The sequence below is a fragment of the Sphingomonas sp. genome (assembly GCF_048594985.1).
Taxonomy (GTDB): Bacteria; Pseudomonadota; Alphaproteobacteria; order Sphingomonadales; family Sphingomonadaceae; genus Sphingomonas_I.
Map to the genome: position 1 here is coordinate 1 of NZ_JBMDXG010000297.1, position 19,299 is coordinate 19,299.

Consider the following 19,299-nt stretch of genomic DNA (forward strand, 5'->3'; position numbering starts at 1 on the left):
TGCGCCATGTCGCCGTCGCGCGCGGCACGGATGCCCAGTTCGCCGCCGCCCTGCGAGGCCATCGCCTCGACCGCGTTGCGCATCAGATTGACCAGCACCTGCTGGATCTGGACGCGGTCGACCAGCACGGGGCCGGCATCCTCGGCAACGTGTGTTTGGCTCGCCACACCGCGCTCGGCGATGCCGGCGAGGCCGAGCGTCGCCGCCTCGCCAATCAGGGCGGGCAACGGCTCGACGCTGGTGTCCACCTCGCCCCGCGCGACGAACGCGCGCAGGCGGCGGACGATGTTGCCCGCGCGAAACGCCTCGCCCGCCGCCTCGCCCAGCGCCTCGCGCAATACGGCCAGCGTCTCGGCGTCGGGCGGGTTTGCCAGCATGTCGCGCGACGCCTCGACATAGTTCGCGACCGCCGCGATCGGCTGGTTGAGCTCGTGCGCGAGCGTCGATGCCATCGTTCCCATCGCGCTAAGGCGGGAGACGTGCGTCAGTTCGGACTGCATCTCGCGCAGGCGCGCTTCCGCCGCCTCGCGCGCGGAGAGATCACGGATGAAGCCGGTAAAGACGCGCTGACCGCCGCCCGACGCCTCGCCGATCGACAGTTCGAGCGGGAAGGTCGTCCCGTCGCGCCGCAGCCCCAGCACGCGGCGGCGTGTCCCGATGATCCGGCGCTCGCCGGTCGCAAGATAGCGCGCCATATAGCCGTGATGCTCGCTCCGATCGGGTTCAGGCATCAGCAGCGCAATGTCGCGGCCCACGATCTCCGTCTCAGACCAGCCGAACAAAGTCTCGGCGGCCGCGCTGAACGAGGTGATCGTGCCGGCATCGTCGATCACCACCATCGCATCGGGCACGGTCGCGAGGATCGAACGGAGCTGGTCCTCGCGCGCGTCGACCATTGCCTGCACCGCGCGTTCGTCGGTCACGTCGCGGATCACCTTGCCGAAGCCGATGAGCGCGCCGTCGTCATCGCGCAGCGCGGTGAGCGTGACGCTCGCCAGGAATTCGGTCCCGTCCTTGCGGACGCGCCAGCCCTCATCCTCCAGCCGGCCGTCGCGCTCGGCGCGCGCCAGGTCGGCCTGCGGCTTGCCGGCGGCGACCTCGTCGGCGGGATAGACGAACGCGACATGACGCCCGAGCACCTCCTGCTCGCGCCAGCCCTTCATCCGCTCGGCCCCCGCATTCCAGATCGTGATCCGGCCCTGCGGATCGAGCATGTAGATGGCGTAGGTCGACGCGCCGTCGACCAGCAAGGCCAGCTCGCGCGCAAGCCGCGCGGCCTCGATCGCGTCGGCCGATGGCGGCGCTTTGGCCTGCCGCGTGCGCCGGATCGCCAGCGCGATGATGCTGCTGGACAGAGCGAGCGCGGGAACCAGCCACAGCGGCGAGATGCCGGCGGCGGTGAGCCCGATTGCGACCGATCCGCACACCGCCGTCAGGACCAGAACGGCCATCGCCAGCACGAGCAGGCGCTCGGGCCACGGCGTCGAAACTGGCTGTCGCCTCATGTCCATCGCATGTCCGCCGGCGACGATAGGCACGTCAGCCGGCAAACCCAAGCCCGGCACGCGGCGCCGGCAGGGATGCGCGCCGGAATCACTAGACCGCCTGGCTGAATCGCCCGGCCGATCCATCGCGCCACGCGTCGAAGGCGGCGGCCGCGAGGCGGACGTAGGGGCGGCCCGCCTCGGTCATCGCGATCGCCCAACCGTCGCGATCCAGCAGCGCGCGCGCGGCCAGCCCGTCGATCTGGGGCAGCGCGGTGGCGAAAGCGGCGGCGGGGCGGCCATGGCGGCCGGCAACTTCCGCCAGATCGACCCGCCCGTCGCACAGTAGCCGTTCGATCGCGTCGCCGCGCATCCGCTCGTCGGCGCCGCGCGCGATTCCCCGGCAGCCCGCGAGCATGCCGCCTTCGATCCGCGCGCGATAATTCTGCTCGTGCTTCTCGTTCTGCACGAGCAGGCCGTCATATTGGCTGATCGCCGATGCGCCGAGGCCGATCACCGCGCCGCCGGGTTCATCGGTGAAACCCTGGAAATTGCGGCGCAGCACGCCCCGCGCGGCGGCCTGCGAAAGGCTGTCGGCGGGGCGCGCATAATGATCGAAACCGATCGCGTCATAGCCGCGCTCGATCAGCATTACGCGCGCGAGTTCGCTCTGCGCGAAGCGCGCTGCGGTATCGGGCAGCGCCGCCGCGTCGATCGCGCGCTGGCGCGGGAGCAACGCGGGCATGTGCGCATAGCCGAACATCGCGATGCGATCGGGGTGCAGGCCCACCGCCTGTTCGATCGTCCCGGCCACGTCGTCCGGGCCCTGGCCGGGCAGGCCATACATCAGGTCGAACGTCAGATGGCGGATGCCGGCGTAGCGCAGGCCGCGCACCACTTCGGCCACGCGCCAATATGGCTGTATCCGCCCGATCCGCTGTTGCACGTCGGCCGCGAAGGTCTGCACGCCCAGGCAGGCGCGCGTTACCCCGGCGGCGGCCAGCGCCGCGGCATAAGCGGCGTCGAAGAAGCGCGGATCGAGCTCGACCGCAATTTCCGGCCGCTCCACGCTGTCGAACGTCGTGCGCAGGAAGCCGATCAAGGCGGCGAGATCCTTCGCGCGCAGCGCATTGGGGCTGCCCCCGCCGAAATGAATCGAGACGACCCGGCCGCGCATCCGCGCCGCCACCATCCCGGCCTCGCGCTTCAATGTGTCGAGATACCGGGCCTGCCGTTCGGGCTTGCCAGCCGGGCCGGTATTGCATCCGCAATACCAGCATATCGCCTGGCAATAAGGGACGTGGACGTACAGCGCGACCGGCGTCCCCGGCGCGACAGCGGCGAGTGCCTCTCCTTGTGCGGCGGCCCCCACCGATGGGCCGAATTCGGCGGCGGTCGGGTAGCTGGTGTAGCGTGGCGCCGGACGCGCGGCGAGATCTGCGAGAAAGCTGGCCATGCTTTCTTCTGTCCCGAACAACCGCGCCGTTCCTTGACGCCCGTCAATGTCGGCACCCCGCACCGGGCCTAGCCGCCGCTCCTGTTCCAACACGGGAGGTAAATCACCATGCGCACTTTGTTGATGGCGGCGGCCGGCGTCCTGCTGCTCGCCCCAGCCGCAGCTCAGGCCGAAGCGGGCGACCTGCTCGTCCGGCTGCGCGGCATCATGGTCGCGCCGAATGAGAAGACCGGGCCGGTCCAGCCGACCTTCCCGACCGGCAAGACCTCGGTCGACAACAGCTTCGCGCCCGAGCTCGACTTCACCTACATGTTCACCAACAATATCGGTGCGGAGCTGATCCTCGGCACGACCAAGCATGACATCAACGGCGAGGCCGCGCTGGCGCCGGTGGGCAGGATCGCCAGCACCTGGGTGCTGCCGCCGACGCTGACGCTGCAATATCATTTCATGCCGACGGCGCACGTCCGCCCCTATGTCGGCGCGGGCGTCAACTACACGATCTTCTATTCGGAAAAGGCGTCGAGCGCGCTCAACACCGCGGTCGGCCGCACCAACGTCCGTTTGTCGGACAGCTTCGGCTACGCGCTCCAGGCGGGCGTCGACATCGACCTGACCCAACGCGTCTTCGCGAACTTCGACGTGAAATATATCGATATGGACACCAAGGCGCGGCTGACGACCGGCACGCTGGTCAATCGCGAGCGGGTGCATATCGATCCGTTCGTGTTCGGCATCGGCCTGGGCATGCGGTTCTGATCGTGACCGCCGGTACGGAGCCGTCGCCACGGCGGCTCCAATCTTCCTGGCACATGATCGACGAGATCGATCTGGTGCCTCTTGTCGCCCAACATCAGCGCTGGCTCGCCGCGTGCGGGCGCTTGGAACGGGCAGCCGATGCGCTGCCGGCTCTGCCCGATGCGATCGAGGCCGCCGCGCTGCGCGTCGAGCTGCGCAAGCTGCTTCCTGGCGAGGCAGCGGCGGCGGGCTATCTGCTTGCCCATCTGTACGCCCGCGAAGCGGCCACGCCGCTCGGCGCGCGTCTGTTCGCGCGTCTGCAGTGTCGTCGCGCGGCTTTGTCCGTCGAGGCCGCCGACCTGGCCGACATGCTGGGCGCCGAAGCGCCCAGCCGGCCGTCCGCCGATACGATCGGCTATATGTTCCGATCGGTGTTCGCGACGTGCCGTGAGGTTTCGCTGCTGGAGCAGTTGCTGCCGTTGCTGCTCGCGCCCGACCGCCTGACCGCGTCCGCGCGCACGCTGCTTACCGAGCGCGCCTGCATGCCGGCCTGCGTCTGATCCCGCTCTCGGCGCGACGCTCAGCCAGCGCGGGCGCGCAGCCGCGCTTCATCGCGGATCGTGACCGCGCGCACCCCCGGCAGGGCGACGATTCCATCCGCCTTGAGCTTGGTCAGCTGGCGGCTGACCGTCTCGATCGTCAGGCCGAGGAGGTCGGCGATCTGGCCGCGATTGAGCGGCAGGTCGAACGTCAGCGGCCCGTTCGCGGTCGCGCGCGCGGCCTTGCCGCCCTCGCGCGCCGCCATGTCGAGCAGGAAGCCCGCGACCTTCTCGGTTGCCGACCGGCGCGCGAGCGTCAGCATCTGCTTGCGTGCATCGTCCAATGCGGCGAAGGTCTGGCGCAGGAGCTGGCGCTCCATCTTGGCATGGCGCTCCAACAAATCCTCGAACGGGCGCTGCGGGAACACGCACAATTCGCTGTCCGACAATGCGGTGACGGTGAAGTGCTCGCCACGCTCGAACGGGCGGCCGACGAAATCGGACGGGTAGAGCGTCCCCACGGTCTGCTCGCGCCCGTCGCCGGTCGACGCCGACAGCTTGAGCGCGCCCGACAGGACGTTGCCGCACACCATCCGCTCGTCCCCCGCCCAGGCGACGGCCTCGCCCTTGCGGAACTGCTGGCGCCGCCCGATCGCGCGGAGATCCGCGATCTCGCGATCGTCGAGCGTGCCGCAGAGCGAGAGTTTGCGGACCGAGCAGTCCGCGCAGTGATGCTGTGTCATGGTGGCGTGCTTGTGCCGCACCCGCGCCGCGCCGTCGTTGCGTAGATTCCCGTAGCTTGATCGCGGTCAAGGCGCGGACGCGAAAAGGCCGCCGCGAGTCCGTCGCGGCGGCCTTTCCTTCTTCTCCGGCTCGGATCAGTAGCGCGCTTGCGGATCCGAATCGTCGTTCAGCGGCAGGTGGAATTCGTGCCACATCCCGTTGAGGATGCCGAAGCCGACCGCCAGGCCCAGGCCCAGCACCCAGGTGAAATACCACATCGTCGGGTTTCCTTTCGTCGGATCAGTAGAAATCGGGGTTGGTGGTGGCTTCCTGCGTCGTCACCCGGCCGAACATCACCTTGAACGCCCAGGCGGTGTAGCCCAGCACGATCGGCAGGAAGATCACGGTCACGATCACCATGATCCCGAGCGTCTTCGCGCTCGACGAGGCGTTCCACACGGTCAGGCTGGAATGCGGGTCGATGCTCGACGGCAGGATGAACGGGAACATCGACAGGCCCACCGTCGCGATGATCCCGGCCGCCGAGGCCGAGGAGCCGGTGAAGCTCATCGCCTCGCTGCCGCGCCGGATGCCCACCAGCGCGAGCAGCGCCCCCAGGAAGCCCAGCGCCGGGGCAGCGAGCATCCACGGATAAGCGGAGTAATTGGCAAGCCAGCTTCCGCCCGCGGCCTCGGTCGTGGTCCGCAGCGGGTTGGATGCCGCGAGCGGATCGACCGCCCCGACGATCCGGTAGCCGAGGTCACCGAGCGCCACATAGGCGCCCCCAGCCGCGAACAACAGGACCGACAGCAGAGACGCGAGCGAGCCGAACCGGCGGGCCCGGTCGTAGACCGGGCCATGCTCGACCTTCATCGTGATCCAAGCCGCGCCGTGCAGCACCAGCATCGCCACCGACAGGAGGCCGCACAGCAGGGTGAAGGGGCTGAACAGCGCGAGGAAGCTGCCCTCGTAGAAAGCGCGCAGATCGCCATCGAGGCGGAAGGGCGCGCCGGCCAGCACGTTGCCGACGGCCACGCCGAACACCAGCGCAGGAACGAACCCGCCGATGAACAGCGCATAATCCCAGCGCGTCCGCCACGCCGGATCGGGTTTCTTCGACCGGTATTTGAACCCCACCGGCCGGAGGATCAGCGCCGCCAGCACCACGAACATGGCGAGGTAGAAGCCGGAAAAGCTGACCGCGTAGACGAACGGCCATGCGGCGAAGATCGCGCCGCCGCCGAGGATGAACCACACTTGGTTCCCCTCCCACGTCGGGCCGACGGTATTGATCACCATCCGCCGTTCCGCATCGGACTTGGCGACCCAGGGCAGCAATGCCGCCACCCCGAGATCGTAGCCGTCGGTGAGGGCGAAGCCGATCAGCAGCACCCCCAGAAGCGCCCACCAGATCAGGCGCAGGACTTCATAATCGAACATGGTCAGGTCCTTTCCGGATCAGGCGGTGACGGGCACGGCGGGCAAGTCGCCCGGAAGGGGCGCGGGATCCTGGTCGTATGGGCCCTTGCGGATCGCGGCGAGCATCAGCCGCACCTCGATCACCGCCAGCGTGCCGTAGAGCGCAGTGAAGCCGATGATCGTGGTCCACAAAGCACCCCGCGTCAGCGAGGAGGTGGCGAGGAAGGTCGGCAGGACGCCCTCGATCGCCCATGGCTGCCGCCCCATCTCCGCCACGATCCAGCCGAGCTCGATCGCGAGCCACGGCAGCGGGATCGCCGCGACGCAGAGCTTGAGGAACCACGGCGTCTGCAGGTGAAGGCGCAGCGAGCAGAGGATGAACGCGGTCGCGAACAGCGCGATCATGCCGAAGCCGATGAACGCCATCACGCGGAAGCTCCAGAACATCAGCGGCACGCTGGGCACCGTGTCCCACGCCGCTTTCTCGATCTGCTGCGGCGTGGCCTGGCGCGGATCCGCGACCTCGCGCTTGAGCAGCAGGGCGTAGCCGAGGTCGCGCTTGTGCGCCTCGAACTGGGCGCGCGCGGCCACGTCCTGCGGGTTGCCCTTGAGCGTCTCGACCGCGTCATAGGCGATCACGCCCGAGGTGATGCGCTCCTGCGCCCTCAGCACCAGTTCGGACATGCCGGTGACCTGCTTGTCGAGGCTGCGCGTCGCGATCACGCCGAGCGCCCAGGGCAGTTCGACCGAATAGCGCGTGGTGCGCGCGACCGAATCGGGCATGCCGATCAGCGTCAGCCCGGCCGGCGCCTCCTCGGTGTGCCACGCCGCCTCGATCGCGGCGAGCTTCATCCGCTGGTTGTCGGTCAGCGCATAGCCGCTCTCGTCGCCCAGCACGACGACCGATAGCGAGGATGCGAGCCCGAACGCGGCGGCGACCGTCATCGAGCGCCGCGCGACCGCGGTCCACTTGCCCCGCAGCAGATAGAAGGCGGAAATGCCCAGCACGAACACCGACGCACAGACATAGCCCGCGCTCACGGTGTGAACGAACTTGGCCTGCGCGATCGGATTGAACAGCACCGCGCCGAAATCGACGACCTCCATCCGCATCGTATCGGGATTGAACGCGGCGCCGACCGGGTTCTGCATCCAGCCGTTGGCGATCAGGATCCACAAAGCCGACAGGTTGGTCCCCAGCGCCACCATGAAGGTGACGATCAGGTGCGCCAGTTTCGACATACGGTTCCAGCCGAAGAACATCAGGCCGACGAACGTCGCCTCGAGGAAGAAGGCCATCAGCCCCTCGATCGCGAGCGGCGCGCCGAAGATGTCGCCGACATAGTGCGAGAAATAGGACCAGTTCGTCCCGAACTGGAACTCCATGGTCAGCCCCGTGGCGACGCCCAGCACGAAGTTGATGCCGAACAATTTGCCCCAGAAGCGCGTGGTCTCGCGCCAGATCGGCCGGTTGGTCATGACATAGATCGCTTCCATGATGACCAGCATGAAGCTGAGGCCGAGCGTCAGCGGCACGAATAGAAAGTGGTACAGCGCGGTCAGCGCGAATTGCAGCCGCGACAGGTCGACGACCCCAAGGTCCATCATCAGTCTCCCCCGAGCCAATGACAGGCCCGTGAGGATGCCGGCTAGGGCTGCGTGGCGCGACCGACATTGACGCCCGTCAAAGCCCGGCGCGTGCGTTTCGCTAGCGATGTGCCGCATGAGCGGAGCAGCGATCGACCGGCGCGCGGGTGCGCGCGCTTTCCTGAAGTCGGGCATCGGCGCGGCCGGCGTGGCGCGCGGCGCGACGATGCTGCTGCTCGCCGACAGCCTATGCGCGATCGCATTCGCCGCCGGGCTGGCCGGCACGGTGGTGGCGATTGCCCAGGGGAATATGCGCCCGTGGTCCTGGCTGCTGCTCGCCGGCACGGCGGGGGTGGGGCGCGGCGTCGCGGCGATGCTCGCGGCGCGGCGCGGCGCGGCCTCGGCCCGGACAATGAAGGACGGTCTGCGCGCGCGCCTGATCGCCGCCTGTTTCCACGGGCGCGACTCCGACCGCACCGCCGGCGGGCTGATGAGCATGCTGGTCGACGAGGTCGACGCGCTCGACGGTTATGTCGCGCGCTTCCTGCCCGCGCGGAAGGCGGCGGCGCTCGGCCCGCTGCTGGTGCTTGCCGCGACCGCCTTCGCCAGCCCCGTCGCCGCCTTGATCCTGGTCGGCACGCTCATCCCCTTCGTCGCCGCGATGGCATTGGCGGGCGGCGCTGCGGCGGACGAGCAGCGCCGCCAGCTTGTCGCGCTCTCGCGTCTCTCGTCGCGTTTCGTCGATCGCATCCGCGCGCTGCCGGTCGTGCTCGCCTTCGGCGCCGTCGCGCGGGAGACCGAGGGGCTCGGCCGCGCGGCGGAGGAATTGTCAGCGCGGACGCTCAGGGTGCTGCGCGTCGCATTCCTGTCCTCGGGCGCGCTCGAATTCTTCGCCGCTTTGTCGGTCGCGTTGGTCGCGGTCTATGTCGGGTTCAACCTGCTCGGCCTGCTGCCCTTCCCCGTGGCGGAGACGTTGACGCTGGGGGAGGGCTTCTTCGTGCTCGCGCTCGCGCCCGAATTCTACGCGCCGATGCGCCGGCTGGCGGCGGCCTATCACGACAAGCAGGCGGCCGAGGCGGCGGCCGATCGGCTCGCCGCGATCCCGGTCGAAACGCCCGCTCCGCCCCTAGCATTCATCACCAAGCCGCCGGCGCTCTCGTTCCGCAACGTATCGATCCGCTACGCGGCCGATCGCCGCCCCGCCGTCGCCGATCTTTCGTTCGACGTCGGCGCGGGCGAGACGGTCGCGCTGGTCGGGCCGTCGGGCAGCGGCAAGAGCAGCCTGCTCCATCTGCTGATCGGCCTCGCCCCGCTCAGCGGCGGCACCTGGCGGGCGGATGGGGCGATCGGCACCGATCTGTCGCCGATCGCGGCGTGGGCGGGGCAGGTGCCGCTGATCGTCGCCGGCTCGATCCGCGACAATCTCTGTCTCGGCCGTGACGAGGTCGACGAGGCATGCCTGCGGCAGGTGATCGAAAGGGCCGGGCTCCTAACGTTGCTACGCCGCCCCGGCGGGCTGGACGCGCCGCTCGACGCGCGCGGTGGGGGGCTGTCGGGGGGCGAGCGCCGCCGGATCGGCATCGCGCGTGCGATGCTGAAGGATGCGCCGCTGCTGCTGCTCGACGAACCGACCGCGCATCTCGATACCGCCGCCGAACTCGAATTGATCGATACCATCCGCGCGGCCTGCCGGGGGCGTACCGCGCTGATCGCGACGCACAGTATCGCACTGGCGGCGGTCGCAGACCGCGTGGTGCGGCTGTGAGCCGCGCAATCGATCGGCTGCTGCGCGACGAGCGGCGGCGCGCGCGCCCGCTCCTCCTCCGCGCCGGATTGCTGGCGGGACTGGTGGGGGCAGCCTCGGTCGTGCTCCTCGGCGTCTCGGGCTGGTTCATCACCGCCGCCGCGCTGGCGGGGATGGCCGGGTCCGCCGTGGCGATGGGCTTCAACTATATGCTGCCGAGCGCGATGATCCGCCTGCTCGCGATCGTGCGCACCGGTGCGCGCTATGGCGAGCGGTTGACGAGCCATGCTGCCGCCTTCGGCGCGCTTGCACGCATCCGCCCGGCGCTATTCCGCGCGATCTGCGCCGCGCCGGTCGCGCGATCGCTCGCGCTCGGCACCGGGGAGGCGACCGCCCGCATGATCCAGGACGTCGACGCGATCGAAAATCGCTTCGTCCGCCTGTCCGCGCCGGCAAGCGTCGCCGCCGCCGCGCTGAGCGGGATTGCGCTGACCGCGATCGCGGGAATCGCGGCGGCGGGCGCGACAGCTCTGCTGCTCGTGGCGTTCCTGCTCTTTGGGCGGTTGCTCGCCCGCCGGCTCGACGCGCCCGGCCGCGCGGTCCAGCGCGCCGCCGGCGTGATGCGGCAGGACATCGCCGAACTGCTGGTGGCCGCGCCTGAACTGCGCTGTCTCGGGCTTGAGGATTGGGCTTCGGCGCGTATCGTGGCCAGCGCGGACGGCCTCGCCGCTCAGCAGCAGCGCCAGGCGCAGGCGCGTGCGTGGGTCGAACTGCTCCACGCCGCGACGCTCGCCGGCGCGGCGTGCCTTTCCGCGTTGCTCGCGGCGGAGGCCGGGCCGGCGCTGGCCGCGCTCGTGGCGCTGGCGGCGGCGATGACGATCGACGGCGCGGTTCCGCTGCTCCGCACCTTCGTTGAACAGGGCGCGGTGGAGGAGGCGGAAGCGAGGCTCGAGACGTGGCTGGCAGAGGACGAAGCGGCCGTTCCCGCCGACCCGCTTTGTCTCACGCTGCGTTTCGCGCAGGATGGCGCGATGGCGCACCCGCCGGGAAGCCGCCTGCTGTTGGCGGGGGCGTCGGGCAGCGGCAAGACGACGTTGATCGAGGGGCTGCTCGGCCTGCGTGCCCTCCCCGCCGATCGGGCCTGGCTCGGCCGGCATGATGTGGCGCACGCCGATCCGGCGCGCCTGCGTCGCTGCTTCGGCTGGGCGCCGCAGGATGCGATGCTCATCGCCGGGACGGTACGCGACAATCTGCTGCTGGCCGACCCGGGCGCATCGGAGGAGGCGCTGCGGCAGGCGGTGCACGATGCCGCCGCCGACGATCTGGTCGCGGCGCTGCCCGACGGACTCGATACCTGGATCGGCGAGGATGGCGGTTGCCTGTCGGGGGGTGAACGGCGGCGGATCGCGCTGGCGCGTGCCTATCTGGCCCCGGCCGCTTGGCTATTGCTCGACGAGCCGAGCGAGGGGCTCGATACCGCGACGGAGGCGCTGGTCATCGCGCGCCTGCGCGACCGTCTCGCACGGACTGGCCAGGGGCTGTTGCTCACGAGCCACCGGCCCGCGACGCAGGCGCTGTGCGCGCTTCGTGTGGACGTGACGGCGCCGCTGCTCCGGGCGGCGGCGTGACGGGCCTGCGCCAGCTTCAACGACGGCGGCGCGGCGTCTTCTCCATCATGCCGGTGGCGATGGCGAGAATCAGTCGGAACATGCTGCACCCCCTGTTGGCGCAGGCATGCGATAGCAGGTCCGGGTTGCAATCCGGTTACGATGTCCGGCTTTAGTGCGGGGCGATCGTCTCGAACAGCCAGTCGTGGAACAGCTTCACCGCGCGGTTGCTCAAACCCGTGCGCCGCGCCGCGAACCAATAGGAATAGGACGAGTCGGCAACCTCGTCGAAGATGCGGACGAGGCGCGGATCGTGCCCGCCGGCGACATGTTCGTCGAGCATGAAGGCCACGCCGAGCCCCTGCGCCGCTGCTTCGAGGATCAGCTGACCGGCGTCGAAATGGTCGATCGCGGCCGGCTGCAGATCGGGCATGCCGATCGCCTCGCGCCAGATGGGGAACAGCTCCGCCATGTCGCGGTGGACGAAGATGGTCGCACGCCGCAGATCTTCGGGTGTGCGGATCGCGTTCGGCCCGTCCTTCAGGCTCGGCGCGCCGATCGCGGCGATGCGGCTGCGCGCGATCTGGCGTGAATAGAGTGCGGGATCGATGTCGCGCGCGATCACGATCGCCGCATCCAGGCCTTCGCCCAAACGGACCAGGGGATGGGGCTGGGTATCGAGATCGATGTGGAGCGAAGGGTGGCGTTCGCGCAACTCGGGAAGACGCCCGATCAATCGCTGCGATGCAAAAAGCGGCGGTACGTTCAGTCGCAGCCGCATCAGCTCGGCCTCGCCCTTGCTTGCGTCGACTGCAATGGCAAGCTGGTCGAGCGCGGGCGCGACCCGGCCGAGCAGCGCCTGTCCATCCTTGTTCAGGACCAGCGCCTGATGGCGCCGTTCGAACAGCGGCTTGCCGATGAAGCGTTCGAGTGCCTGGATGCGACGGCTAAGCGCTGGCGAAGAGAGGGCAAGCTCCTCGGCTGCCGCCTTTACCGACCCCAATCGCGCCACCTGGACGAACGCCTCGACGGCGGTAAGCGGTGGCAGTCGTCGCACCGGCCCGAACCTCCCTAAGCTGCAAAGGCCATCCGGCCCCGCGCCGGCGCACACCTTATGCATGCGGATTGCGCATTTCGCAATCGCGGTACTGGGCTTCGCACTTGCACAATGAGCGGCCGGGACGCAGAAAGACCACGCCTTTCAGGCATCCTCTCCTAAACTTTCAAGGGCCGGTCCTTCGGGATCGGCCCCTTTTTTATCCGCCTCGGATCGGCAGGGCCCGATCGGGGTTGATTCTCCAGCGCCCTGCGGTTGCAGGGCCGGCAACGGCAAATGCTTGCCTTTGGCCCATGCTTTTGCGAACGCTCGGTAATAGCCGACGTGCGGCGAGGAGTTGGAATGAGTTCACCTGTTGGCGAGCAGGCATTGGAACGGGCCGGCGCGCGCCGCGCGGCTCGATCGGGCGGGCCGGGGCCGCTGGCGATGTTCTTCCGCGGCTTCCTGCGCAATCCGGTGATGGTCGGCTCGATCATTCCCTCCTCGCGCAGGCTCATCCGCAACATGCTGTCGCGCACCGATTGGGATCGATGCCGTCTGTTCGTCGAATATGGTCCGGGCGTCGGCACTTTCTGCGAGGAGGTACTCGACCGGATGGGGCCCGACGCGACCTATCTCGCGATCGACACCAACCCCGACTTCATCGCCTATCTGCGCCGCACGATCAGCGATCCGCGGTTCGTACCCGTCCTGGGCTCGGCGGCCGACGTGCGCCAGATCATGGCCGATCACGGTCATACGCAGGCCGATTACGTCCTTTCGGGCCTGCCTTTCTCGACCTTGCCAGCGGGGCTGGGCCCGCGCATCGCCGCCGAAACGCACGCCGCGCTGCGGCCCGGCGGGGCATTCCTCGTCTATCAATTCTCACCCAAGGTCCGCGACTTCCTCGCGACCGCGTTCGAGCGGATCGACCACGCGTTCGAACCCGTCAACGTGCCTCCGGCGCAGCTCTACTGGGCGTGGCGCGACTGACGCTCAGCGTCCGTCCGAACCGAAATTGAGCCGGCGGGTGACGTTGCCGTCGATCACCGCGACCAGGAAGTAAGCGAGCGACCAGCGCAGGCGGGTGATCCATCCCGCTTGCTCATGCATGTCAGTGGTGATGGCTTGCGAGGCGGCGATTTCCCCATCGACATAAGCGCGCATGTGCGCGGCGAAGCCCGCATCCTCGACGCGCAGCATGATCTCGAGATTGAGGAACAGGCTCCGCACGTCGAAATTGGCCGATCCGACATGGACCACATCGTCGATCACGAACAATTTGGTGTGCAGTTTCGTCGGCTGATACTCGAACAGTTGCACGCCACGCTTCAGCAGCCGGTGATAGGTATGGCGCGCGGCGGCGATGGTCGCCTGATTGTCCGATTTCGCGGCGGTCACGATCCGCGCCGTCCCGCCGCGCCGGACGATCCGCTCGATCCCGCGCAGCATTCGCGGCGTCGGCGCGAAATAAGCGGCGATCAGGTCGAGTCGGCGTGCCGCGAGCATGTCGCGGCGGAGCACTTTCGCCCAAGGGCTCAGATGTCGCGTCGGACCGCCGAGCATCCAGCAGGTCTGTCCACCCGGGTTGCTCCAGTGCGACAGCGCGCCGCGCAGCCGGCGGAAGCGCGGATTGCGCGCGCGCGTCCACTTTGCGAGCGCGTCGAAATAGCCTGCCAGCCGCCCCGCCGCCGGCCCTTCGATCCGGATGCCCAGGTCACGCCACCCGCCCGCATCGTCGAAATAGCTATCCTCGATATTGAAGCCGCCGATGATCGCCGCTCGCTCGTCGGCCAGGATCAGCTTCTGGTGGTTGCGGAGCAGGTAACGGCGGCCGAATCGCGGGAGGAAACGGCATATGTCGGCGCCCTTGCCGGTCAATGGCGCGAAGAAGGCGTCGGGCAGGTCGCTGCCGAACCCGTCGATGACCAAAGTGACTGCGACCCCCCGGTCCCGCGCCCGCACCAGCGCATCGCGCACCGCGCGTCCTGCGCCGTCATCGGCGTAGATGTAATAAAGCAGGCGGAGGCTGCGTTCGGCCCCGTCGATCAGCGCCAGCAACGCCTCCAGCCGCGCCTGCCCGGTGACGAGCGGGACGAGCACATTGCCGTCGATGGTGAAGGCGGGGGCCGAATTCGCGGCTTCGATTGACTTGGTCACCTCGCCGTCCTATCTCGCCACCCTTCCGATACCACCCACTTTCTTGCCCAGCGGAGCGTTAGATGGCGCGCGTCACCGTCGAGGATTGCGTCGACAAGATTCCCAACCGGTTCGACCTGGTGCTGCTCGCATCCCAGCGCGCGCGCCAGATTTCGGGCGGCGCCGAGCTGACGCTCGACCGCGACCGTGACAAGAACCCCGTGGTCGCGCTGCGCGAGATCGCGGAAGAGACGATCACGCCCGAGGATCTTCACGAGTCGGTCGTTCAGAACCTGCAGAAGGTCCAGATCGACGAGGAGGATACGCCCGACGAGATCGGGTCGCTGTCCGCCTCGGCCGAGGCGCTCCGGCTCACCGCCGCCGCCCCGCCGCGCACGCAGAATCTCGGCCCCGACTACGAATAAGCGCGCCGCGCGCGTTTTTCCGAGGGCCCCGGTTCCCGATGGGAGCCGGGGCTCTTTGCGTTCGTTTCCGACGCTGGCGAAGGAGAGAGACCATGCCGCGTGGAGACAAGAGCAGCTATACCGACAAGCAGAAGCGCAAGGCCGAGCATATCGAGGAAGGCTACGAAGATCGTGGCGTCCCGAAGGCGGAGGCCGAGCGGCGTGCCTGGGCGGCGGTGAACAAGGAATCGGGCGGCGGCAACAAGTCGGGCTCGGGCCGCGGCAAGCCGGACACGCACGGATCGTCGCGCAAGGGTGGCCGCAAGGGCGGCGCGGCCTCGGCGGGCCGCTCGGCGGCCGATCGCTCGGCGGCGGCGAAGAAGGGCTGGGAGACGCGGCGCAAGCGCGCGGGCAAATAGAAATGGATGGTGCCGGCCGTCGGACTCGAACCGACGACCTACCGCTTACAAGGCGGTTGCTCTACCAGCTGAGCTAGGCCGGCCCGTCCGCTGCCCTGCCCCAGAACGCCCCGAAAGGCTAGACGGTGAAGCTCTCGCCGCAGCCGCACGACCCCTTGGCGTTGGGATTGGCGAAGACGAAGCCGGCGGTGAAATCGTCCTCGACCCAGTCCATCGTGCTGCCGATCAGGTAGAGCAGGCTCGCCCCGTCGACATACAAATCGCCGCCGGGCGTCGCGATCTTCTCGTCGAGCGGGCTCGCGGCGGTCACATAGTCGACCGAATAGGCCAGGCCCGAACAGCCCCGGCGTGGCGTCGACAGCTTGACGCCGATCGCGCCCCCGGGCGCCTGCGCCATCAGGTCCGCGACGCGCGCCTCGGCCGAGGGGGTGAGCGTCAGCGCCGCCGGGCGTGCGCGGATGGTCGTCGCCATAATCTCTTCCTTCCGTGCCTTACAGCATGCCCAGTTCGAGCTTGGCCTCGTCCGACATCTTCTGCGGGTCCCATGGCGGGTCCCACACCAGATTGACGTCGCACAGGCCCACGCCCGGCACCGATCCGACGCGCAGTTCGACCTCGCCCGGCATCGATTCGGCGACCGGGCAATGCGGGGTGGTTAGCGTCATCATGATCGTGACATGGCCGTCGTCGGTGATGTCGACTCCATAGATCAGCCCCAGGTCGTAAAGATTGACCGGGATTTCGGGGTCGTAAATTTCCTTCAGCGCGTCGATCACCGCCTCGTACAGCGCGCCGCCCGGCTCGCTGCCCGACAGCGGCGCAGGCTTTTCGGCGAGGAAGCCGGTCAGGTAGTCGCGCGGCCGATCGCCGGCCTGCGCATCCTCGACGCGCGCCTTGGGGGGAGCGGGCGGGGCCGCCTCCAGTTCCTCGATCGCGATTTTCCGTTCCTCGTTCATCCGAAGATCCGCCTTACCCGTTCCAATCCGCGCACCAGCGCATCCACGTCGGCGGGGCCGTTATAGACCCCGAAGCTCGCCCGCGCCGTCGCGGGCACGCCCAGCGCCTCCATCAGCGGCTGCGCGCAATGATGGCCCGCGCGGATCGCGACATGGCCCTCATCCAATATGGTGCCGACATCGTGGGGATGAACCCCCTCGACCGCGAAGCTGACGATCCCCGCCGCATCGTCCGGCCCGAACAGGGTGACGCTGTTCAGATCGCGCAGCGCGTCGCGCGTGCGGGTGACGAGCGCGGCCTCGTGCGCATGGATCGCGTCGAGCCCGATCGCCTCGACATAATCGATCGCGGCATGCAGCCCGAGCGCGCCGACGATGTGCGGCGTCCCCGCCTCGAACCGGGTCGGCGCGGGGGCGTAGGTGGTCCGTTCGAACGTAACCTTGTCGATCATCGATCCGCCGCCCTGGTAAGGCGGCATCGCGTCGAGGATCTCGGCGCGGGCCCACAGGCAGCCGATCCCGGTCGGGCCGTACAGCTTGTGTCCCGAATAGACGTAGAAGTCGCAGCCGATCGCGCCCACGTCGACCGGCAGGCGCGGCACCGCCTGGCACCCGTCGAGCAGCAGTTTCGCGCCGACGGCATGCGCCAGATCGGCTGCGCGCCGCACGTCGAGGATCGAGCCGAGCACGTTCGAGACGTGGGCGAAGGCGACCAATTTGTGCGCGGGCGTGAGCATCGCCTCCGCCGCGTCGAGGTCGATCCGCCCGTCGGGCGTGAGCGGGCAGACATCGATCTCGATGCCCGTCCGGTCGCGCAGCAGCTGCCACGACACGATATTCGAATGATGCTCCAGCTGGCTGAGCAGGATGCGGTCGCCGGCCTTGAGGTGCGTGCCGCCCCAGCTCTGCGCGACGAGGTTGATCGCCTCGGTCGCGCCGCGCACGAACACGATCTCGTTCACCTGCCCGCCGATCAGCCGCGCGGCGGCGGCGCGTGCCGCCTCGTAAGCGAGCGTCATGTCGGCGGAGCGCTGGTAGACCCCGCGATGCACCGTCGCATAGGTTTCCCCATAAGCGCGCGTGATCGCGTCGATCACTGGCTGCGGCTTCTGCGCGGTCGCGGCGGTGTCGAGATAGGCCCAACCCGCCGGGATGGCCGGGAAATCGGCGAGGCGGTCCAAGGGAGCGCCGTTCGTGCTGAGCGAAGTCGAAGCACGGGGGGCACGCGCGGCGCTTGCGGCACGCCCTTCGACTTCGCTCAGGGCGAACGGGGGGGTGAGGCTGCTCACAGCAGCTTCTCCAGCGCGGCGTCGATCGTGGCCGTCAGGTCGCCCGCATCCTCGCCCTCGAACAGACCGCCGACGAACGCGCGCAGCAGCAGCGCCTTCGCCTCGGCGGGGGGCAGGCCGCGGCTGGCGAGATAGAATAATGCCTGCGCGTCGAGTTCGCCCACCGTCGCGCCATGCGCGCACTTGACGTCGTCGGCGTAGATTTCGAGCTCGGGCTTGTGGTTGGCGGTGGCCGACCGGTCGAGCAGCAGCGCCTTGACCGACTGGGGGCGGTCGGTGCCCTGCGCGCCGCGCGCGACCGCGACCTTGCCGAGATAGGATCCGGTCGCGCGCCCGCCCAGGATCGCGCGCACCGTCTGGCTGCTGGTGGCGTCGGGTTCGGCGTGGAGGACGCGCGTCACGATCTCGTTCGTGCTCGTGCCCCCGCCGACGATCGCGCCCGACAGGCCGAAATGCGCGCCTTCGCCCAGCTTCGCCTTGATGAAGATTCGGCCCAACTGGCCCGCCGCCGCCGCCACGCGGAATTCGGCGCGCGCGCCGGCGCCGATCTCGACCTCGTGATCCTCGATCGCGATGTCCGCCGCGCCGTCGATGACGATGTCGCGCACCAGCGTTTCGCCCGGTGCGACGGCATGGACCTGCGTCGACACCGGCCACACGCGCGCGACCGCGTCCAGGTCGCTATAGCGCCAGGTCTCGTCGCGACGGGTGGGAAGCGTGCTCACGCCGCGATCGCCCCATAGCCTTCGCGCTCCAGCTCCAGCGCCAGCTCGGGCCCGCCGGTGCGGACGATGCGCCCGTCGGCCAGGACGTGGACGAAATCGGGGCGGACATAATCCAGCAGCCGCTGATAATGTGTGATCAGCAGCACCGCCTTGTCGGGCTTGCGCATGATCGTGTTGATCCCCGCGCCGACCGCGCGCAGCGCGTCGATGTCGAGCCCGCTGTCGGTCTCGTCGAGGATGGCGAATTTCGGCGCGATGATCCCCATCTGCACCATCTCGGCGCGCTTCTTCTCGCCGCCGGAGAAGCCGACATTGACCGGGCGCTTGAGCATTTCGGCGTCGAGACCCAGCGCATCGGCCTGCGCGCGCGCGAGCTTCAGGAACTCCGCGCCCGACAACGGCGCCTCGTCCCGCGCCCGGCGCTGCGCGTTGAGCGCCTCGCGCAGGAATTGCAGGTTGGACACGCCCGGAATCTCGACCGGATACTGGAAACCGAGGAACAGGCCGGCGGCGGCGCGCTCGTGCGGGGCCATGTCGAGCAGCGAAAGTTCACCAAAGTTCACACTACCGGCGGTGACATCATAGCCGGGGCGACCGGCGAGGACGTAGCCGAGCGTCGACTTGCCCGCGCCGTTCGGCCCCATGATCGCATGGATCTCGCCCGCATTGATCGCGAGGTCGAGGCCCTTGAGGATCGGCTTGTCGCCGACCGAGGCGTGGAGGTTTTCGATCTTAAGCATGGAAAGGATCAATTCCGTTCGTGCTGAGCGAAGTCGAAGCACGTGTTTCAAGCACGTCGTTTGTGGCCCATCCTTCGACTTCGCTCAGGATGAACGGGATAGGCGGCGGCGCGGTCATCCGACCGACCCTTCCAGCGAAATGCCCAACAGCTTCTGCGCCTCGACCGCGAATTCCATCGGCAGCTGCTGCAGCACTTCCTTGGCGAAGCCGTTGACGATCAGCGCGACCGCCGCCTCCTGATCGAGCCCGCGGGACATGGCGTAGAACAGCTGGTCGTCGCTGATCTTGCTGGT

The 19,299-nt window shown here is 68.8% G+C and carries 21 protein-coding genes and 1 tRNA gene; 7 read left to right on the top strand and 15 right to left on the bottom strand.

Going from position 1 to position 19,299, the window contains the following annotated elements; translation table 11 throughout:
- Positions 1-1,505 (bottom strand): PAS domain-containing sensor histidine kinase (locus ACOJSF_RS12095; protein WP_420142451.1); only part of this gene is annotated, 1,505 nt, incomplete at its 3' end.
- 91 nt (positions 1,506-1,596) lie between these two features.
- A complete protein-coding gene (hemN, locus tag ACOJSF_RS12100; RefSeq protein ID WP_420142452.1) occupies positions 1,597-2,940 on the bottom strand; it encodes an oxygen-independent coproporphyrinogen III oxidase in 1,344 nt (447 codons plus the stop codon).
- Positions 2,941-3,048: 108 nt separating this feature from the next.
- On the opposite strand from hemN, the gene ACOJSF_RS12105 reads away from it, so the two are divergent.
- Positions 3,049-3,699, top strand: coding sequence for an OmpW/AlkL family protein (locus tag ACOJSF_RS12105; RefSeq protein ID WP_420142453.1), 651 nt, complete (start codon positions 3,049-3,051; stop codon positions 3,697-3,699).
- Positions 3,700-3,752: 53 nt separating this feature from the next.
- Positions 3,753-4,238 (top strand): hypothetical protein, encoded by a 486-nt coding sequence (locus tag ACOJSF_RS12110; RefSeq protein WP_420142454.1) that lies wholly within the window; start codon positions 3,753-3,755, stop codon positions 4,236-4,238.
- A 20-nt stretch (positions 4,239-4,258) separates the two neighbouring features.
- On the opposite strand, the gene ACOJSF_RS12115 is transcribed toward ACOJSF_RS12110, so the two are convergent.
- The 4 genes from ACOJSF_RS12115 to ACOJSF_RS12130 form a co-directional block, all read right to left on the bottom strand.
- Positions 4,259-4,960 (bottom strand): Crp/Fnr family transcriptional regulator, encoded by a 702-nt coding sequence (locus ACOJSF_RS12115; protein ID WP_420142455.1) that lies wholly within the window; start codon positions 4,958-4,960, stop codon positions 4,259-4,261.
- 135 nt (positions 4,961-5,095) lie between these two features.
- Positions 5,096-5,218 carry a cytochrome bd-I oxidase subunit CydX gene (gene cydX / locus ACOJSF_RS12120; protein ID WP_420142456.1) on the bottom strand — a complete coding sequence of 41 codons (123 nt, stop codon included), beginning with the start codon at positions 5,216-5,218 and terminating at the stop codon, positions 5,096-5,098.
- Positions 5,219-5,240: 22 nt separating this feature from the next.
- Positions 5,241-6,380 (bottom strand): cytochrome d ubiquinol oxidase subunit II, encoded by a 1,140-nt coding sequence (cydB, locus tag ACOJSF_RS12125; RefSeq protein WP_420142457.1) that lies wholly within the window; start codon positions 6,378-6,380, stop codon positions 5,241-5,243.
- Positions 6,381-6,398: 18 nt separating this feature from the next.
- Positions 6,399-7,964, bottom strand: coding sequence for a cytochrome ubiquinol oxidase subunit I (locus tag ACOJSF_RS12130; RefSeq protein ID WP_420142471.1), 1,566 nt, complete (start codon positions 7,962-7,964; stop codon positions 6,399-6,401).
- A gap of 118 nt (positions 7,965-8,082) precedes the next feature.
- Between ACOJSF_RS12130 and cydD the strand changes: the two genes are divergently transcribed.
- Together cydD and ACOJSF_RS12140 are read left to right on the top strand one after the other, a co-directional pair.
- Positions 8,083-9,711, top strand: a complete 1,629-nt coding sequence (cydD, locus tag ACOJSF_RS12135) for a thiol reductant ABC exporter subunit CydD (protein ID WP_420142458.1) — start codon at positions 8,083-8,085, stop codon at positions 9,709-9,711.
- Entirely contained in the window at positions 9,708-11,318 is a 1,611-nt protein-coding gene (locus tag ACOJSF_RS12140; protein ID WP_420142459.1) for an ATP-binding cassette domain-containing protein, read from the top strand. Before cydD ends, ACOJSF_RS12140 begins: the two co-directional genes overlap by 4 nt.
- 151 nt (positions 11,319-11,469) lie before the next feature.
- Here the strand turns inward: ACOJSF_RS12140 and ACOJSF_RS12145 are convergent, their stop codons facing one another.
- Positions 11,470-12,354 (bottom strand): LysR substrate-binding domain-containing protein, encoded by an 885-nt coding sequence (locus ACOJSF_RS12145; RefSeq protein WP_420142460.1) that lies wholly within the window; start codon positions 12,352-12,354, stop codon positions 11,470-11,472.
- A 342-nt stretch (positions 12,355-12,696) separates the two neighbouring features.
- Between ACOJSF_RS12145 and ACOJSF_RS12150 the strand changes: the two genes are divergently transcribed.
- The gene (locus ACOJSF_RS12150; RefSeq protein ID WP_420142461.1) at positions 12,697-13,326 is read left to right on the top strand and encodes a class I SAM-dependent methyltransferase; all 630 of its coding nucleotides are present in this window, start codon (positions 12,697-12,699) and stop codon (positions 13,324-13,326) included.
- Positions 13,327-13,329: 3 nt separating this feature from the next.
- Here the strand turns inward: ACOJSF_RS12150 and ACOJSF_RS12155 are convergent, their stop codons facing one another.
- The gene (locus ACOJSF_RS12155) at positions 13,330-14,493 is read right to left on the bottom strand and encodes a phospholipase D-like domain-containing protein (RefSeq protein ID WP_420142462.1); all 1,164 of its coding nucleotides are present in this window, start codon (positions 14,491-14,493) and stop codon (positions 13,330-13,332) included.
- Positions 14,494-14,555: 62 nt separating this feature from the next.
- On the opposite strand from ACOJSF_RS12155, the gene rpoZ reads away from it, so the two are divergent.
- Positions 14,556-14,897, top strand: coding sequence for a DNA-directed RNA polymerase subunit omega (gene rpoZ / locus ACOJSF_RS12160; RefSeq protein WP_420142463.1), 342 nt, complete (start codon positions 14,556-14,558; stop codon positions 14,895-14,897).
- 92 nt (positions 14,898-14,989) lie between these two features.
- The gene (locus tag ACOJSF_RS12165) at positions 14,990-15,295 is read left to right on the top strand and encodes a plasmid stabilization protein (protein WP_420142464.1); all 306 of its coding nucleotides are present in this window, start codon (positions 14,990-14,992) and stop codon (positions 15,293-15,295) included.
- Positions 15,296-15,302: 7 nt separating this feature from the next.
- Here the strand turns inward: ACOJSF_RS12165 and ACOJSF_RS12170 are convergent.
- From ACOJSF_RS12170 to ACOJSF_RS12200, 7 genes are all read right to left on the bottom strand, one after another.
- A tRNA-Thr gene (locus tag ACOJSF_RS12170) sits at positions 15,303-15,378 on the bottom strand.
- 35 nt (positions 15,379-15,413) lie between these two features.
- Positions 15,414-15,767, bottom strand: a complete 354-nt coding sequence (locus ACOJSF_RS12175) for a HesB/IscA family protein (RefSeq protein WP_420142465.1) — start codon at positions 15,765-15,767, stop codon at positions 15,414-15,416.
- Positions 15,768-15,786: 19 nt separating this feature from the next.
- Entirely contained in the window at positions 15,787-16,251 is a 465-nt protein-coding gene (locus tag ACOJSF_RS12180; RefSeq protein ID WP_420142466.1) for an SUF system Fe-S cluster assembly protein, read from the bottom strand.
- Positions 16,248-17,432, bottom strand: a complete 1,185-nt coding sequence (locus ACOJSF_RS12185) for a cysteine desulfurase (protein WP_420142467.1) — start codon at positions 17,430-17,432, stop codon at positions 16,248-16,250. The genes ACOJSF_RS12180 and ACOJSF_RS12185 overlap by 4 nt, the downstream gene beginning before the upstream one ends.
- Before the next feature lie 104 nt (positions 17,433-17,536).
- Positions 17,537-18,265, bottom strand: a complete 729-nt coding sequence (locus ACOJSF_RS12190; protein WP_420142468.1) for a SufD family Fe-S cluster assembly protein — start codon at positions 18,263-18,265, stop codon at positions 17,537-17,539.
- Entirely contained in the window at positions 18,262-19,005 is a 744-nt protein-coding gene (sufC, locus tag ACOJSF_RS12195; protein WP_420142469.1) for a Fe-S cluster assembly ATPase SufC, read from the bottom strand. The genes ACOJSF_RS12190 and sufC overlap by 4 nt, the downstream gene beginning before the upstream one ends.
- A gap of 114 nt (positions 19,006-19,119) precedes the next feature.
- Positions 19,120-19,299 (bottom strand): SufD family Fe-S cluster assembly protein (locus ACOJSF_RS12200; protein WP_420142470.1); only part of this gene is annotated, 180 nt, incomplete at its 5' end.